The organism is Mesobacillus jeotgali, from assembly GCF_014856545.2.
Classification (GTDB): domain Bacteria; phylum Bacillota; class Bacilli; order Bacillales; family Cytobacillaceae; genus Mesobacillus.
Genome location: NZ_CP109811.1, coordinates 132,727 through 148,811, shown reverse-complemented (window position 1 = coordinate 148,811; position 16,085 = coordinate 132,727). Strand labels below are relative to the sequence as shown.

The 16,085-nt window shown below is 43.5% G+C and carries 27 protein-coding genes; all 27 read right to left on the bottom strand.

Annotated elements, in window-relative coordinates; all coding sequences use genetic code 11:
- Positions 1-20: 20 nt before the first annotated feature.
- Positions 21-1,316, bottom strand: a complete 1,296-nt coding sequence (secY, locus tag FOF60_RS00770; RefSeq protein ID WP_192472772.1) for a preprotein translocase subunit SecY — start codon at positions 1,314-1,316, stop codon at positions 21-23.
- On the bottom strand, positions 1,316-1,756 hold the full coding sequence (gene rplO, locus FOF60_RS00765; RefSeq protein ID WP_192472773.1) for a 50S ribosomal protein L15: 441 nt from the start codon (positions 1,754-1,756) through the stop codon (positions 1,316-1,318). Before rplO ends, secY begins: the two co-directional genes overlap by 1 nt.
- A gap of 31 nt (positions 1,757-1,787) precedes the next feature.
- Positions 1,788-1,970 carry a 50S ribosomal protein L30 gene (gene rpmD, locus FOF60_RS00760; protein WP_023626413.1) on the bottom strand — a complete coding sequence of 61 codons (183 nt, stop codon included), beginning with the start codon at positions 1,968-1,970 and terminating at the stop codon, positions 1,788-1,790.
- Positions 1,971-1,983: 13 nt separating this feature from the next.
- Positions 1,984-2,484, bottom strand: a complete 501-nt coding sequence (rpsE, locus tag FOF60_RS00755; protein ID WP_192472774.1) for a 30S ribosomal protein S5 — start codon at positions 2,482-2,484, stop codon at positions 1,984-1,986.
- Positions 2,485-2,508: 24 nt separating this feature from the next.
- Positions 2,509-2,868, bottom strand: a complete 360-nt coding sequence (gene rplR / locus FOF60_RS00750; RefSeq protein ID WP_192472775.1) for a 50S ribosomal protein L18 — start codon at positions 2,866-2,868, stop codon at positions 2,509-2,511.
- A gap of 32 nt (positions 2,869-2,900) precedes the next feature.
- Complete coding sequence (gene rplF, locus FOF60_RS00745; RefSeq protein ID WP_192472776.1) at positions 2,901-3,437, bottom strand: 50S ribosomal protein L6; 537 nt, start codon at positions 3,435-3,437, stop codon at positions 2,901-2,903.
- Between the two features lie 32 nt (positions 3,438-3,469).
- Complete coding sequence (gene rpsH / locus FOF60_RS00740; RefSeq protein ID WP_023626417.1) at positions 3,470-3,868, bottom strand: 30S ribosomal protein S8; 399 nt, start codon at positions 3,866-3,868, stop codon at positions 3,470-3,472.
- 30 nt (positions 3,869-3,898) lie between these two features.
- Complete coding sequence (gene rpsN, locus FOF60_RS00735; RefSeq protein ID WP_009499044.1) at positions 3,899-4,084, bottom strand: 30S ribosomal protein S14; 186 nt, start codon at positions 4,082-4,084, stop codon at positions 3,899-3,901.
- A 25-nt stretch (positions 4,085-4,109) separates the two neighbouring features.
- On the bottom strand, positions 4,110-4,649 hold the full coding sequence (gene rplE / locus FOF60_RS00730; RefSeq protein ID WP_041966519.1) for a 50S ribosomal protein L5: 540 nt from the start codon (positions 4,647-4,649) through the stop codon (positions 4,110-4,112).
- A 26-nt stretch (positions 4,650-4,675) separates the two neighbouring features.
- On the bottom strand, positions 4,676-4,987 hold the full coding sequence (gene rplX, locus FOF60_RS00725; RefSeq protein WP_192472777.1) for a 50S ribosomal protein L24: 312 nt from the start codon (positions 4,985-4,987) through the stop codon (positions 4,676-4,678).
- A gap of 34 nt (positions 4,988-5,021) precedes the next feature.
- Positions 5,022-5,390, bottom strand: a complete 369-nt coding sequence (rplN, locus tag FOF60_RS00720; RefSeq protein WP_023626420.1) for a 50S ribosomal protein L14 — start codon at positions 5,388-5,390, stop codon at positions 5,022-5,024.
- 40 nt (positions 5,391-5,430) lie between these two features.
- Complete coding sequence (gene rpsQ, locus FOF60_RS00715) at positions 5,431-5,694, bottom strand: 30S ribosomal protein S17 (protein WP_023626421.1); 264 nt, start codon at positions 5,692-5,694, stop codon at positions 5,431-5,433.
- A gap of 19 nt (positions 5,695-5,713) precedes the next feature.
- Entirely contained in the window at positions 5,714-5,914 is a 201-nt protein-coding gene (rpmC, locus tag FOF60_RS00710; RefSeq protein ID WP_023626422.1) for a 50S ribosomal protein L29, read from the bottom strand.
- Entirely contained in the window at positions 5,904-6,338 is a 435-nt protein-coding gene (rplP, locus tag FOF60_RS00705; protein WP_102264859.1) for a 50S ribosomal protein L16, read from the bottom strand. Before rplP ends, rpmC begins: the two co-directional genes overlap by 11 nt.
- A gap of 1 nt (position 6,339) precedes the next feature.
- On the bottom strand, positions 6,340-6,996 hold the full coding sequence (gene rpsC, locus FOF60_RS00700) for a 30S ribosomal protein S3 (RefSeq protein ID WP_079504263.1): 657 nt from the start codon (positions 6,994-6,996) through the stop codon (positions 6,340-6,342).
- 3 nt (positions 6,997-6,999) lie between these two features.
- The gene (gene rplV / locus FOF60_RS00695; RefSeq protein ID WP_079504264.1) at positions 7,000-7,341 is read right to left on the bottom strand and encodes a 50S ribosomal protein L22; all 342 of its coding nucleotides are present in this window, start codon (positions 7,339-7,341) and stop codon (positions 7,000-7,002) included.
- A gap of 18 nt (positions 7,342-7,359) precedes the next feature.
- Positions 7,360-7,638, bottom strand: coding sequence for a 30S ribosomal protein S19 (gene rpsS / locus FOF60_RS00690; RefSeq protein ID WP_044393904.1), 279 nt, complete (start codon positions 7,636-7,638; stop codon positions 7,360-7,362).
- Positions 7,639-7,695: 57 nt separating this feature from the next.
- Positions 7,696-8,526 carry a 50S ribosomal protein L2 gene (rplB, locus tag FOF60_RS00685; protein ID WP_192472778.1) on the bottom strand — a complete coding sequence of 277 codons (831 nt, stop codon included), beginning with the start codon at positions 8,524-8,526 and terminating at the stop codon, positions 7,696-7,698.
- 29 nt (positions 8,527-8,555) lie between these two features.
- A complete protein-coding gene (gene rplW, locus FOF60_RS00680; RefSeq protein WP_225650347.1) occupies positions 8,556-8,840 on the bottom strand; it encodes a 50S ribosomal protein L23 in 285 nt (94 codons plus the stop codon).
- On the bottom strand, positions 8,840-9,463 hold the full coding sequence (gene rplD / locus FOF60_RS00675; protein WP_192472779.1) for a 50S ribosomal protein L4: 624 nt from the start codon (positions 9,461-9,463) through the stop codon (positions 8,840-8,842). The genes rplW and rplD overlap by 1 nt, the downstream gene beginning before the upstream one ends.
- Before the next feature lie 26 nt (positions 9,464-9,489).
- Positions 9,490-10,119, bottom strand: coding sequence for a 50S ribosomal protein L3 (rplC, locus tag FOF60_RS00670; protein WP_192472780.1), 630 nt, complete (start codon positions 10,117-10,119; stop codon positions 9,490-9,492).
- 38 nt (positions 10,120-10,157) lie between these two features.
- Positions 10,158-10,466 carry a 30S ribosomal protein S10 gene (gene rpsJ / locus FOF60_RS00665; protein ID WP_009791329.1) on the bottom strand — a complete coding sequence of 103 codons (309 nt, stop codon included), beginning with the start codon at positions 10,464-10,466 and terminating at the stop codon, positions 10,158-10,160.
- An 838-nt stretch (positions 10,467-11,304) separates the two neighbouring features.
- Positions 11,305-12,492, bottom strand: a complete 1,188-nt coding sequence (tuf, locus tag FOF60_RS00660) for an elongation factor Tu (protein WP_192472781.1) — start codon at positions 12,490-12,492, stop codon at positions 11,305-11,307.
- A gap of 124 nt (positions 12,493-12,616) precedes the next feature.
- Positions 12,617-14,695 (bottom strand): elongation factor G, encoded by a 2,079-nt coding sequence (gene fusA, locus FOF60_RS00655; protein ID WP_192472782.1) that lies wholly within the window; start codon positions 14,693-14,695, stop codon positions 12,617-12,619.
- Between the two features lie 48 nt (positions 14,696-14,743).
- Positions 14,744-15,214, bottom strand: coding sequence for a 30S ribosomal protein S7 (gene rpsG / locus FOF60_RS00650; RefSeq protein WP_023626435.1), 471 nt, complete (start codon positions 15,212-15,214; stop codon positions 14,744-14,746).
- A 40-nt stretch (positions 15,215-15,254) separates the two neighbouring features.
- Positions 15,255-15,677: a 30S ribosomal protein S12 gene (gene rpsL / locus FOF60_RS00645; RefSeq protein ID WP_023626436.1), complete on the bottom strand. Its 423-nt coding sequence runs from the start codon at positions 15,675-15,677 to the stop codon at positions 15,255-15,257.
- A gap of 101 nt (positions 15,678-15,778) precedes the next feature.
- The gene (locus FOF60_RS00640; protein ID WP_192472783.1) at positions 15,779-16,027 is read right to left on the bottom strand and encodes a 50S ribosomal protein L7ae-like protein; all 249 of its coding nucleotides are present in this window, start codon (positions 16,025-16,027) and stop codon (positions 15,779-15,781) included.
- Positions 16,028-16,085: the final 58 nt, after the last annotated feature.

Here is a 16,085-nt window from a genome sequence, read left to right as displayed (position 1 = left end):
ACCAAGGAGTCCCCTAAATCTTATTTTATAAAGCCTTTATAATGGCGTTTTACAAGCTGAGCTTCAAGCTGCTTCATCGTTTCAAGCGCAACGCCTACCACGATTAGCAAGCTTGTTCCGCCAATCTGTACTGATTGAGGCAGACCAGCAAATTGAATGAAAAATACTGGCAGCACAGAGATTACTGAAAGGAAGATCGCGCCGACGAAAGTCAGACGGTAAAGGACCCTAGTCAAGTATTCCTGTGTGTTTTTGCCCGGACGGATGCCTGGGACATATCCACCTTGCTTCTTCAGATTTTCGGCAACTTGTTCAGGATTCACCTGGATGAACGCATAGAAATACGTGAACGCAATGATCAATGCCACATACACGATCATACCGATCGGCTGTGTATAATCAAACGTCTTCTGGATCCAGAGTGTCACATCATTCGTGCCGAAGAACTGAGCGATTGTCGGAGGTGTAACGATAAACGAAATCGCGAAGATTACCGGGATAACACCAGCAGCATTCACTTTCAATGGAAGGTGAGTGTTCTGGCCGCCAACCGCGTTGTTACCTGCGCTCATGCGTTTAGCGTACTGAATTGGTATCTTACGAGTTGCCTGCTGGATGAAGATAACTCCAACCACGATCGCGATAACAGCCAATAGGATCAACAGCATAGTCACGATACGAAGGAACAAAGCGTCACCTGCATCAGAGAACTGCTGTGCATAAATCTGGTTGGCCATTGTCGGAATACCAGCAACGATACCTGCAAAGATAATAATTGAAATACCATTTCCTACGCCTTTTGCCGTAATCTGTTCGCCTAACCACATCAGGAATGCAGTTCCGGCTGTCAGGACAACAGCAATCAGCAAGTAAGTTGTGATACCGGCATTCTGGATCAGTAATCCACCTGCCATATTGTTAAAGCCATAAGACATACCTAGTGCCTGGATAAAACCAAGAACGATCGTGAAATAGCGGGTAAACTGAGCTAATTTACGGCGTCCGACTTCTCCTTGTTTGGACCATTCGGTAAACTTTGGCACAACATCCATCTGCAAGAGCTGGATGATGATTGAAGCAGTGATGTACGGCATGATTCCCATCGCGAAGATCGAGAAGTTCTGCAGCGCACCGCCACCGAAAGTATTCAGCACACCGAAGACACTCATGTCATCTTGTGCTTTCAAAATATCTGCATTTACGCTCGGTACAGGAATAAATGTACCGATACGAAATACAATCAACATTAAAAGGGTGAAGAGAATTTTATTTCTAATTTCACCCACGCGCATAAAATTGGAGATTGTCTGGAACATTAAATCACCTCAGTTTGACCGCCGGCAGCTTTAATCGCTTCTTCGGCTGCAGAGGAGAACTTATGAGCTTTAACAGTTAATTTCTTTTCAAGGTTTCCCTTAGCAAGGATCTTAACACCTGCTAGTTCCTTCTTGACAAGACCTGTTTCGATTAAAAGTTCTGGAGTCACTTCTGTTCCTTCTTCGAAAACGTTTAGAGCATCAAGGTTAACGACTGCGTACTCTTTGCGGTTGATGTTCGTGAAACCGCGTTTCGGCAAGCGTCGGAATAAAGGAGTTTGACCACCTTCAAAACCAGGGCGTACACCGCCGCCAGAACGAGCGTTTTGACCTTTATGACCTTTACCAGCAGTTTTACCTTGGCCAGAACCGATACCACGTCCTAGACGCTTGCGTTCTTTACGGGAACCTTCTGCAGGCTTTAATTCATGAAGTTTCATGTTGGCACCTCCTTATTTTAAAAAGGATAAATTATTTTTCGTTTACAGTAACAAGGTGAGAAACTTTGTTGATCATGCCGCGGATTGCTGCATTATCTTGTTGCTCAACTGTTTGGTTCATTTTACGTAATCCAAGAGCCTTAACTGTTTCGCGCTGATCTTGCGGACGGCCGATCAGGCTGCGAGTGAGGGTAATTTCTAATTTGTTAGCCATTTGATTTCCCTCCTTATCCTAACAGTTCTTCCACAGATTTACCGCGCAGTTTTGCTACTTCTTCTGCACGCTTAAGTTGAGATAGACCTTCAAGAGTTGCACGAACCATGTTGATTGGAGTGTTAGTTCCAAGTGACTTAGACAGGATGTCAGCAACACCTGCTAATTCTAGTACCGCACGAACTGGTCCGCCAGCGATAACTCCAGTACCTTCAGAAGCAGGCTTCAGAAGGATTTCACCAGCACCAAAGTGTCCGATAACTTCGTGAGGAATTGTTGTACCAACCATAGGTACTTGGATTAGGTTCTTCTTCGCATCTTCGATAGCTTTGCGAATCGCTTCAGGTACTTCTTGTGCTTTACCAGTACCAAAGCCGACATGACCGTTTTTATCTCCTACTACTACTAGAGCAGAAAAACGGAAACGGCGTCCACCTTTAACAACTTTAGCAACACGGTTAATCGTAACTACGCGTTCTTCAAGTTCAAGTTTGTTTGGATCAATACGACGCATCTTTTTGTGTCCCTCCTTTTTCTATTAAAATTCTAAGCCGTTTTCGCGGGCAGCATCAGCAAGTGCTTGAACGCGGCCATGATAGAGGTATCCGCCACGGTCAAATACTACTGACTTATAACCTTTTTCCACAGCACGCTTAGCGATCAATTCACCGATTTGCTTTGCTGCTTCCAGGTTATTGCCTTCAACATTAACTTCTTTATCTAAAGTAGAAGCACTCGCTAGAGTTACTCCCTTTACATCGTCGATTAGTTGAGCATAAATGTGCTTATTTGAACGGAACACATTTAGACGAGGACGAGCTTCAGTTCCGCTAAGTTTCGCACGGACACGACCGTGTCTTTTACGGCGAGTAGCGTTTTTATCAGCCTTCGTAATCATTTACGTCACTCCTTTCGTTAACCTATGCGGCATTACTTACCTGTTTTACCTTCTTTGCGGCGTACATATTCGCCTTCATAACGAATACCTTTGCCTTTGTAAGGCTCTGGTGGACGTACGTCACGGATGTTAGCAGCCAATGCGCCAACACGCTCTTTGTCAGTTCCCTTTACGATCACCTTAGTGTTTGAAGGAACTTCGATTTCAAGGCCTTTTTCTGCCTCGATTTCAACCGGATGAGAGTATCCTACGTTAAGTACAAGCTTGTTACCTTGCTTAGCTGCACGGTAACCGACACCTACTAGCTCAAGACCTCTTTCGAATCCTTTAGATACACCCTCAACCATGTTAGCAAGAACCGCACGAGTCGTTCCGTGCAATGCACGATGTTCTTTGTTATCAGTTGGACGAGAAATGTTGATTACGTTCTCTTCGATCTTGATTTCGATGTCAGAGTGAAAAGTACGAGACAATTCACCTTTTGGTCCTTTTACTGTTACGTGATTGTTATCAAGAGTAACAGTAACACCAGCTGGAATTTCAATTGGTTTTTTACCTACGCGTGACATTTGTTGCACCTCCATTCATTCAGAAAAATCTATTACCAAACGTATGCTAGAACTTCTCCGCCCACTTGCTTAGCGCGAGCTTCTTTGTCAGTTAAAACGCCGTTTGAAGTTGATACTAGAGCAATACCTAAACCGTTAAGTACGCGTGGTACTTCAGTTGATTTTGCATAAACGCGAAGTCCTGGCTTACTGATTCTCTTAAGACCAGTGATAACACGCTCATTGTTTGCACCGTACTTCAAGAAGATACGGATGATACCTTGCTTATTGTCTTCGATATATTCAACGTCACGCACGAAACCTTCACGCTTAAGGATCTCAGCGATTTCTTTTTTAATGTTAGAAGCAGGTACTTCTAGTTTTTCGTGACGAACCATATTCGCGTTACGAATACGAGTTAGCAAATCTGCAATCGGATCTGTCATGACCATTTAATTTACCTCCTTCCAGAGCTTTCAGTTTTACCAGCTAGCTTTTTTCACACCAGGAATTTGTCCTTTGTATGCTAATTCACGGAAACAAATACGGCAAAGCTTAAATTTGCGGTATACAGAGTGCGGACGGCCGCAGCGCTCACAGCGAGTGTACTCTTGTACTTTGTATTTAGGCGTGCGTTTTTGTTTCGCAATCATTGATTTCTTAGCCACGTTTTCGCCTCCCTCTTATTAGAGATTACTTTTGAAATGGCATTCCGAATTGTGTTAATAGTTCACGAGCTTCTTCATCAGTGTTAGCAGTCGTTACAATAACAATGTCCATGCCACGTACTTTATTTACTTTATCGTAATCAATTTCAGGGAAGATTAACTGTTCTTTAACACCAAGTGTGTAGTTACCGCGTCCGTCGAAAGACTTCTTGGAGATACCGCGGAAGTCACGTACACGTGGTAAAGATACTGAAATTAACTTGTCGATGAATTCGTACATGCGCTCACCGCGAAGTGTTACTTTCGCACCGATTGGCATACCTTCACGAAGGCGGAAGCCAGCGATTGATTTCTTAGCACGAGTTACAACTGGCTTTTGACCAGTGATCGTTGCTAATTCCTCAACTGCAACATCAAGAGCTTTAGCGTTGGCAACAGCGTCACCTACACCCATGTTGATTACGATCTTTTCAAGTTTAGGAACTTCCATGATTGACTTATAGTTAAACTTGCTCATAAGAGCAGGAGTAATTTCATTGTTGAACTTTTCTTTTAGGCGGTTCATCGATTGTACCTCCCTTCTTCAATAGACTATTTATCTAGAACTTCACCGGATTTTTTAGCAACGCGTACCTTCTTGCCGTTCTCGACAGTGTAACCAACTCGGGTTGGCTTGCCAGACTTCGGATCTACAGGCATTACGTTTGATACATGGATAGGTGCTTCCTGGTTCAAGATTCCACCTTGTGGATTGACTTGAGAAGGCTTAGCGTGTTTTTTCACGATGTTGATTCCTTCTACAAGAACACGGCTTTGCTTTGGATAAGCTTCAAGGATGATCCCTGTTTTGCCTTTGTCCTTACCAGAGATGACCATTACTTTGTCACCTTTTTTTACATGCATCTGTGTGCACCTCCTTAAAGGCATTTGAAATAGATTATAGTACTTCTGGAGCTAATGAAACGATCTTCATGAAGTTGTTGTCACGAAGCTCACGTGCAACTGGTCCGAAGATACGAGTACCACGAGGACTCTTATCGTCACGGATGATTACACAAGCATTCTCGTCAAATTTAATGTAAGAACCGTCAGTACGGCGCATACCAGTTTTTGTACGAACGATAACTGCTCTGACAACGTCACCTTTTTTAACAACGCCACCTGGTGTTGCCTGTTTCACTGTGCAGACGATAACGTCTCCGATATTAGCAGTCTTACGGCCGGAACCGCCAAGAACCTTAATAGTAAGAACCTCACGAGCACCTGAATTGTCAGCAACTTTTAAACGTGTTTCCTGTTGGATCATGCGAGTAACCTCCCTTCGGAATAAACCTTAATCCGAACAATTAGATAATAACAGCTTTTTCCACCACTTCTACAAGGCGGAAGCGTTTTGTGGCAGATAGCGGACGAGTTTCCATGATACGTACTACGTCGCCGATTTTTGCCTCGTTTTGCTCATCATGAGCTTTGAATTTCTTAGAGTATTTTACACGCTTGCCGTATAAAGGATGCTTTTTGTATGTTTCAACAAGAACAGTAACAGTTTTGTCCATCTTGTCAGATACTACGCGTCCAGTATAAACTTTGCGTTGGTTGCGTTCACTCATTGTGAGAACCTCCTCTCAATTATCTGTTAACGCCGATCTCTCGTTCACGAATTACAGTTTTCATGCGAGCAATCGCTTTGCGTACTTCACGAATGCGAGCTGTGTTTTCAAGTTGTCCAGTCGCTAATTGAAAGCGCAGGTTGAATAGCTCTTCTTTTAATGATTTAACTTTTTGTTCAATTTCAGCAGTGGTAAGGTCACGAATGTCATTAGCTTTCATTAGATTCACCACCAATTTCTTCTCGTTTAACAAACTTGCACTTTACAGGAAGCTTGTGTGATGCAAGGCGTAATGCTTCGCGAGCGATCTCTTCAGAAACGCCAGCAACTTCGAACATTACTTTGCCTGGTTTAACAACTGCTACCCAACCTTCAGGAGCACCTTTACCAGAACCCATTCGGACTTCTAGAGGCTTTGCAGTATATGGCTTGTGAGGGAAAATCTTGATCCAGACTTTACCGCCACGTTTCATGTAACGAGTCATTGCAATACGGGCAGATTCGATTTGACGGTTTGTGATCCATGAAGCTTCAAGAGCTTGCAAACCGAATTCACCGAAGTTTACTTCAGTACCGCCTTTTGCTTGACCGCGCATCTTGCCACGGTGTTGACGGCGATATTTAACGCGTTTAGGCAATAACATATTATTTGCCTCCTTCCTCAGTTTTCTTCTTCGTAGGAAGGACCTCTCCACGATAAATCCATACTTTAACGCCTAGCTTACCGTAAGTTGTATCTGCTTCAGCAGTAGCATAATCGATATCGGCACGAAGAGTATGAAGTGGAACTGTTCCTTCGCTGTATTGTTCTGAACGAGCGATGTCTGCACCGCCAAGACGGCCGGATACCATTGTCTTGATACCTTTAGCGCCAGCACGCATTGCACGTTGGATAACTTGCTTCTGTGCGCGACGGAAAGATACACGGTTTTCCAATTGGCGCGCAATGTTTTCAGCAACCAATTTCGCATCGATATCAGCTTTTTTGATTTCAAGAATGTTTATATGAACACGTTTGCCTGTCAGTTCGTTTAGCGCTTTACGAAGTGCTTCAACTTCAGTACCGCCCTTACCGATAACCATTCCTGGCTTCGCTGTGTGGACAGTTACATTCAAGCGGTTTGCAGCGCGCTCGATTTCTACTTTAGAAAGAGAAGCATCGCGTAAACGCTTAGTGATGTACTCACGAACCTTAAGGTCTTCGTGTAAAAGATCAGCGTAGTCTTTGCCTGCGTACCATTTTGATTCCCAATCACGGATGATTCCGACACGCAAACCGACTGGATTTACTTTTTGACCCACTGATTATCCCTCCTTCTTTTCTGATAAAACGATAGTAATGTGGCTAGTACGTTTGTTAATAGCACTTGCACGGCCCATAGCACGTGGACGGAAACGTTTCAACGTTGGTCCTTCGTTAGCGTAAGCTTCCGATACGACAAGGTTATTAACATCCATCTCATAGTTGTGCTCTGCATTTGCCAATGCAGACTTCAACACTTTTTCTACGATTGGAGAAGCTGCCTTTGGGGTAAGGTTTAAAATAGCAACTGCTTCACCAACTTGCTTTCCTCGAATTAAATCTAGAACTAAGCGAGCTTTACGAGGAGCAATACGAACTGTTCTTGCAACAGCTTTAGCTTGCATTTGGATGCCCTCCTCTCATTAACGTCTTGTTTTCTTATCGTCATTACCATGACCTTTGTAAGTACGAGTTGGAGCGAATTCTCCAAGCTTGTGGCCTACCATGTCTTCAGTGACATAAACAGGTACATGTTTGCGACCATCGTAGACAGCAATAGTGTGTCCGATGAATTGTGGGAAGATCGTTGAACGGCGAGACCAAGTTTTAACAACTTTCTTGCCTTCAGTTTCATTTAACTTTTCGATCTTTGTGATTAAGTGCTCATCAACAAAAGGTCCTTTTTTTAAGCTGCGACCCATGATTGAACCTCCCTTCGTGATTGCCCTACGGTTCCCGCGAACCGTAGCTCAATCCCGTTATTTTTTACGACGACGTACAATAAACTTGTCGGATTTGTTCTTCTTCTTACGTGTCTTAGCACCAAGAGTTGGTTTACCCCATGGTGACATTGGAGACTTACGTCCGATTGGTGAACGTCCTTCACCACCACCGTGTGGGTGATCGTTAGGGTTCATAACAGATCCACGAACTGTTGGGCGCTTGCCTAACCAGCGTGAACGACCTGCTTTACCGATGTTGATCAATTCGTGCTGTTCGTTGCCGACTTGACCTACAGTTGCACGGCACTCAGCAAGGATCATACGTACTTCGCCTGAGTTCAAACGAATTAATACATATTTGCCTTCTTTACCAAGAACCTGTGCAGAAGTTCCAGCAGAACGAACTAATTGTCCGCCTTTGCCAGGCTTCAATTCGATGTTGTGTACTACTGTACCAACTGGAATGTTAGCTAGTGGAAGAGCATTACCTACTTTAATGTCAGCTGTTGGGCCAGACATAACTTCCATACCTACTACTAGGTTTTTAGGAGCTAGGATATATTTCTTTTCACCATCTACATAATTAATTAACGCAATGTTTGCTGAACGGTTTGGATCATACTCAATTGTGGCAACGCGTCCTGGAATGCCATCTTTTGTACGTTTAAAATCGATGATTCTGTACTGACGCTTATGGCCGCCACCTTGATGACGAACAGTTAACTTACCTTGGTTGTTACGACCGCCTTTTCTGTGCAACGGAGCAAGCAAGGATTTTTCCGGCTTGTCAGTTGTAATTTCAGCAAAATCAGATGCTGTCATATTACGACGACCGTTGGAGGTAGGTTTGTACTTTTTAATCGCCATTTCGTTTCCCTCCTCTTCTTATTGGATTATTATACTTCGAAGAATTCGATTTCTTTGCTGTCTTGAGTAAGTTTAACGATTGCTTTACGACGCTTATTTGTGTAACCGCCGAACTTGCCCATACGCTTGAACTTACCTTTGTAGTTCATGATGTTAACTTTTTCAACGTCAACGCCGAAAATAGTTTCAATCGCATCTTTAACTTGAGTCTTGTTAGCTCTAGTATCAACTTCGAAAGTGTATTTCTTCTCAGCCATTAGGTCAGAAGAACGTTCTGTAATAACGGGGCGCTTAATGATATCGCGTGCATCCATTATGCAAGCACCTCCTCTACTTTTTCAACAGCTGCTTTTGTCATGATCAGCTTATCATGATTTAGAACATCCAATACGTTGATTCCATCAGCAGTAACAACAGTTACTCCAGGAATGTTACGCGCTGAAAGTGCTACGTTCTCTTCAAGACCTGCTGTTACGATCAATGCTTTCGTGTTAACAGAAAGACCGCTAAGTACGTTTTTGAATTCCTTTGTCTTTGGAGCTTCAAAAGCAAGGCTTTCAAGAACAAAGATGTTTTCAGATTGTACTTTTGATGATAAAGCAGATTTGATAGCTAAACGACGAACTTTCTTAGGCAATTTATAGCTGTAGCTGCGTGGAACTGGTCCGAATACAGTACCGCCTCCGCGCCATTGTGGAGATCTGATAGATCCCTGACGAGCACGGCCAGTACCTTTTTGACGCCATGGTTTGCGTCCACCGCCCGCTACTTCAGAACGAATTTTAGTTTTATGAGTTCCCTGACGTAATGAAGCTCTTTGCATAACTACTGCTTCGAACATTACGTGGTTGTTAGGCTCAATACCAAATACTGAATCATTAAGTTCGATTTCTCCAACTTGTGAACCAGCTTGGCTGAATAATGCTACTTTAGGCATTCTTATTTCCTCCTTTCCTGTAAAAATTACTTAGCTTTTACAGCACCTTTGATTTTTAGAAGGGCTTTTCTAGCACCAGGAACGTTTCCTTTGATTAGAAGAAGGTTACGCTCTGCGTCAACTTTAACGATTTGCAGGTTTTGAACAGTGATCTGCTCTCCACCCATGCGTCCAGGTAGCAATTTACCCTTGAATACGCGGTTTGGAGCAACAGGACCCATTGAACCAGGGCGGCGGTGGTAACGAGAACCGTGAGCCATTGGTCCGCGAGATTGTCCGTGACGCTTGATAGCACCTTGGAAACCTTTACCCTTTGAGATTCCTGTAACATCTACGATATCGCCTTCTGCGAAAATATCAACTTTGACTTCCTGACCAACTTCATATCCTGCTACATCGACTCCGTTGAATTCTTTTACGAAGCGCTTAGGAGCAGTGTTTGCCTTTGAAACGTGGCCTTTTTCAGGTTTGTTAGAAAGCTTTTCGCGCTTGTCTTCAAAGCCAAGCTGGATTGCTTCGTAGCCATCTGTCTCAGCAGATTTCACTTGAAGCACCACGTTAGGAGAAGCTTCTACAACAGTAACCGGGATAAGGTCGCCGTTTTCAGCAAATACTTGAGTCATACCGATCTTTCTTCCTAAGATTCCTTTGGTCATTTCAGTCACACCTCCTGTGAATTTTAATGATTTATTTATTAAAGTTTGATTTCGATATCTACACCTGATGGCAGGTCTAAACGCATTAGTGAGTCGACCGTTTGCGGAGTCGGATTGATGATATCAATCAGACGCTTATGAGTACGCATTTCGAACTGCTCACGTGAATCCTTGTACTTATGCACCGCACGAAGAATTGTGTAAATTGACTTTTCTGTAGGTAGTGGGATTGGACCAGACACCGCCGCACCAGAACGTTTTGCAGTTTCAACAATTTTCTCAGCAGACTGATCAAGAATCCTGTGATCATAAGCTTTCAAACGGATACGAATTTTTTGTTTTGCCATTACTTTCCCTCCTTTTCGCCTATTTTAAAATAGACATTCTCCGCGAAAATTTCCCACACACTCGCCATGGCAAAGCGGCCGGGTGTGTCAGCAACCTTTCGCATCATCGCAGTCAAAGACCAACATTGTCTATTATACATAAAACATAACCCAAATGCAAGAAGTATTCCGCTTTTTAATTATGTTTAACACACTTTTACTATTATAGCGGGCGCATTGATATTTTACAAGTAGGGAAAGAGATTTCTAACTATTTGGACGCGGAGAAAATAATTCCTGTGGAGTTATAGAAGAGCATAAGAAATTATTAAAGTTGTTTTACTTGAGGATTATTTATTATTAACTCATTACAGGCAAGGCAGCGATTCTGCTTTTACCTTTTTGATTTCGGTGATCCTTCTTCGGGCAACAAGCTTCTGCTTTTACCGTTTTCTCTTTTATGCTCCATTTTCGGGCAAAGAATTGCTTTTGCTTTTACCGTTCTCTCTTTCATGCTCCATTTTCGGGCAATGAAATGCTTCTTCTTTTACCGTTTTCTCTTTCATGCTCCATTTTCGGGCAATGAAATGCTTCTGCTTTTACCGTTTTCTCTTTTATGTGCTCCTTTCGGGCAATGCAAGGCTTTAGATTTCCGTTTCAATTACGTCTTCCATTTTCGGGTAATGCAGCGCTTTAGTTTTTACCGCTTTCCTGTTTCTAACCCATCCCGGAGATTGGCATATTTATAATATAGAAGAAACATGAAATTCTTGATTAATTTTTTGAGGTCCTAAACCACATGAAAATATAAAAAAGCAGCTGGATCGTCATCCAGCTGCTTCATTGTTTCTATTAAAAATTACTCTTGGATAGAAGCTACAACGCCAGCGCCTACAGTACGGCCGCCTTCACGAATTGAGAACTTAGTTCCTTCTTCGATAGCGATTGGAGCGATTAGTTCAACAGTCATTTCGATGTTGTCACCAGGCATAACCATTTCTACGCCTTCAGGAAGGTTACAAATACCAGTTACATCAGTTGTACGGAAGTAGAACTGTGGACGGTAGTTTGTGAAGAATGGAGTGTGACGTCCACCTTCTTCTTTTGAAAGAACGTATACTTCAGCAGTGAACTTTGTGTGTGGCTTAACAGAACCTGGCTTAGCAAGTACTTGACCACGTTGGATATCTTCACGAGCTACACCACGAAGAAGTGCACCGATGTTGTCTCCAGCTTCAGCATAGTCAAGAAGCTTACGGAACATTTCAACACCTGTTACAGTAGTTGATTTTGGCTCTTCAGTAAGACCGATGATTTCGATTACGTCACCGACTTTAACTTGTCCACGCTCAACACGACCAGTAGCAACTGTTCCACGGCCAGTGATTGAGAATACGTCCTCAACAGGCATCATGAATGGCTTGTCAGTGTCACGTGTTGGTGTTGGGATGTACTCATCAACTGCAGCCATAAGCTCGTTGATTTTTTCTTCCCATTCTGGAGCTCCTTCAAGAGCTTTAAGAGCAGAACCTTTGATAACTGGGATGTCATCGCCAGGGAAGTCGTACTCAGAAAGAAGGTCACGTACTTCCATTTCTACTAGTTCAAGAAGTTCTTCGTCGTCAACCATGTCACACTTGTTCATGAATACAACAAGGTAAGGTACGCCTACCTGACGAGAAAGAAGGATGTGCTCACGAGTTTGTGGCATTGGGCCGTCAGCAGCAGATACTACTAGGATACCGCCGTCCATTTGAGCAGCACCAGTGATCATGTTCTTAACATAGTCAGCGTGTCCTGGGCAGTCAACGTGTGCATAGTGACGGTTTGGTGTTTCGTACTCAACGTGTGCAGTTGAGATTGTGATTCCACGCTCACGCTCTTCTGGAGCAGCGTCGATTTGGTCGTAACCGCGTGCTTCACCGCCGCCTGCTTTTGAAAGAACAGTTGTGATAGCAGCTGTTAGAGTAGTTTTACCATGGTCAACGTGACCAATTGTACCAATGTTAACGTGTGGCTTAGAACGATCGAATTTAGCTTTTCCCATTAGAAAAATCCTCCTTTAGTATATGAAAATTAAGTATATTTTAATGTGCCGTGAAATAGGTTCCCCTATTCCACAGCGTTATGCTTACATTAGTAGTTATACTTGATTAATAGGTGAAAATCAATTATTCACCTTTATTTTTTTTGATGATTTCTTCAGAAACAGATTTAGGAACTTCTTCGTAGTGGTCGAAGTGCATTGAGAATACACCGCGTCCTTGTGTGCTTGAACGAAGAGCAGTTGCATAACCGAACATTTCTGATAGTGGAACCATCGCACGAACTACTTGTGCGTTACCACGAGCATCCATACCTTCGACGCGTCCGCGACGAGCAGTGATCATACCCATGATATCTCCAAGATATTCTTCAGGGATAACAACTTCAACCCTCATGACAGGCTCAAGGATAACTGGCTTACACTTGGAAGCAGCATTCTTAAGTGCCATTGAAGCAGCGATTTTAAACGCCATTTCAGAGGAGTCAACATCGTGGTAAGAACCGTCAAACAGTCTTGCCTTGATGTCTACGATTGGATATCCTGCAAGAACTCCGCGATCTAGAGCGTCTTCAAGACCAGCTTGAACCGCTGGGATGTATTCACGTGGAACTACACCACCGACGATACCGTTCTCGAATTCGAAGCCTTTTCCTTCTTCGTTTGGAGAGAACTCGATCCAAACGTGTCCGTATTGACCACGTCCACCGGATTGACGAGCGAATTTACCTTCAACGTTAGCTGATTCGCGGAAAGTTTCACGGTATGCAACCTGAGGTGCACCAACGTTTGCTTCCACTTTAAATTCACGCTTCATACGGTCAACGATGATGTCAAGGTGAAGTTCACCCATTCCTGCGATGATAACCTGTCCAGTTTCCTGGTCAGTGTGTGCGCGGAATGTAGGATCTTCTTCTTGAAGCTTTTGCAATGCAGTTGTCATCTTGTCCTGGTCAGCTTTTGACTTAGGCTCAACTGATAACTGGATTACAGGCTCTGGGAACTGCATGGATTCAAGAATAACTAGAGACTTTTCATCACATAGAGTGTCACCAGTAGTTGTATCTTTCAAACCTACAGCTGCAGCGATGTCACCAGCGTAAACCGTTGAGATTTCCTGACGGCTGTTCGCGTGCATCTGAAGGATACGTCCGATACGCTCGCGCTTTCCTTTAGTCGAGTTCTGGACATAAGAACCAGAATCAAGAGTTCCGGAGTAAACGCGGAAGAATGTTAATTTACCAACATAAGGGTCAGTCATAACTTTGAACGCAAGAGCAGAGAACGGCTCGTTGTCGTCAGAGTGACGCTCAACCACTTCTTCAGTATCCGGAAGATGGCCCTGGATCGCAGGTACATCTAGTGGAGATGGAAGGTAGTCGATAACAGCGTCAAGCATTAGCTGAACACCTTTGTTTTTGAATGCTGAACCACAGATAACTGGGTAGAATTCAACATTTGTTGTACCTTTACGGATCGCAGCTTTGATCTCTTCGACTGTAAGCTCTTCTCCGCCTAGGTATTTTTCCATTAATTCTTCGTCAAGCTCAGCTACCGCTTCAACTAACTTTTCGCGGTATTCTTCTGCTTGAGCCATATATTCTTCAGGAATTTCCCCAACAGTGATTTCTGTTCCAAGGTCATTACCATAGAAGATTGCTCTCATTTCAACTAAGTCGATGATTGCTTCGAACTCATCTTCAGCACCGATCGGAAGTTGGATCGGGTGAGCGTTAGCTTGAAGACGATCATGAATAGTTGATACTGAGTACAAGAAGTCCGCGCCTAACTTATCCATTTTGTTAACGAATACTACACGTGGAACTCCATAAGTAGTAGCCTGGCGCCAAACTGTTTCAGTTTGAGGCTCAACACCTGACTGTGCGTCAAGTACTGCTACTGCACCATCAAGTACACGAAGAGAACGTTCAACTTCAACAGTGAAGTCTACGTGTCCTGGTGTATCGATGATGTTAACGCGGTGTTCTTTCCAAGAAGCTGTTGTTGCAGCAGAAGTGATCGTGATTCCACGCTCTTGTTCCTGCTCCATCCAGTCCATCTGAGAAGCACCTTCATGTGTTTCGCCGATCTTGTGAATACGGCCAGTATAATAAAGAACACGCTCAGTTGTTGTTGTTTTACCAGCATCAATATGAGCCATGATTCCAATATTACGAGTTTTTTCTAAGGAGAACTCTCTTGCCATTTGGTCTTTCTCCTTCCTAGTATGAGTGTTTTTAGATTGAAGGTAAGATTACCAACGATAGTGAGCGAATGCTTTGTTTGCTTCCGCCATTTTGTGTGTATCCTCGCGCTTCTTAACAGAAGCACCAGTGTTGTTAGCAGCGTCAAGAATTTCGTTAGCAAGACGCTCTTCCATTGTCTTTTCCCCACGAAGACGTGAGTAGTTCACCAACCAACGAAGACCAAGTGTTGTACGGCGATCTGCGCGCACCTCAACTGGTACTTGGTAGTTAGCTCCACCTACACGGCGTGCTTTTACTTCTAGAACAGGCATGATGTTCTTAAGAGCTGCGTCGAATACTTCGATTGGCTCTTTGCCTGAACGCTCACGAATGATATCAAAAGCTGAATAAAGGATCTTTTGTGATTTACCTCTCTTACCATCGATCATCATTTTGTTGATCAAGCGAGTGATAAGCTTTGAGTTGTAAATCGGATCCGGCAATACGTCTCTCTTTGCAACTGGACCTTTACGTGGCATGTAATTTCCTCCTTTCAAAAAGGGTTAATAGTTTTGGTTATTATTTCTTAGCTGCTTTTGGTCTCTTAGTACCGTACTTAGAACGGCCCTGCATACGGTTGTTAACACCAGCAGTATCAAGAGCACCACGAACGATGTGGTAACGTACACCCGGTAAGTCTTTTACACGTCCTCCACGGATAAGAACAACGCTGTGTTCTTGAAGGTTGTGCCCGATACCAGGGATATAAGCTGTTACCTCAATTCCGTTAGTCAAACGTACACGAGCGTATTTACGCAACGCTGAGTTCGGCTTCTTCGGAGTCATAGTACCAACACGAGTACATACACCACGCTTTTGTGGAGATGAAACGTTAGTTTGTGCTTTTTTGAAGCTGTTGTAACCTTTATTTAGCGCCGGAGATTTTGACTTCTCCTCTTTTGAGCTACGTGGCTTGCGCACTAATTGGTTAATTGTAGGCATGATCATTTTCCTCCCTTCACATTTTGTGTAAGCCCACACATCCAGGTGGTTCATTTTTTTACAAAAAACAAAGTTCTTGCAGTCCACTGCAAAAACAGTTTTTACTTGGTTATCGCTACAGCTGAAGCTCCTACGGCAATCCCGCATGCCTTCCCTAATTTTTTCATAGAGTCGACATAGGTGATGGCGGTGTTCATTTCACTGGCAGTCTGCAATAGATTCGCTGTCACTTTCATGTCAGCATCCTTCGCAATGACCAGTTCGATTACTTCGCCAGCCTTCAGTGCTTTCACTGTTTGCTTTGATCCTACTATAATCTTTTTAGCCTGAGCTACTTTTTCATAAGACATGATATCCTCCAAAGTAACCGGTAAATAGGAGCACCTTTGAAATATTAACATCTAGCGC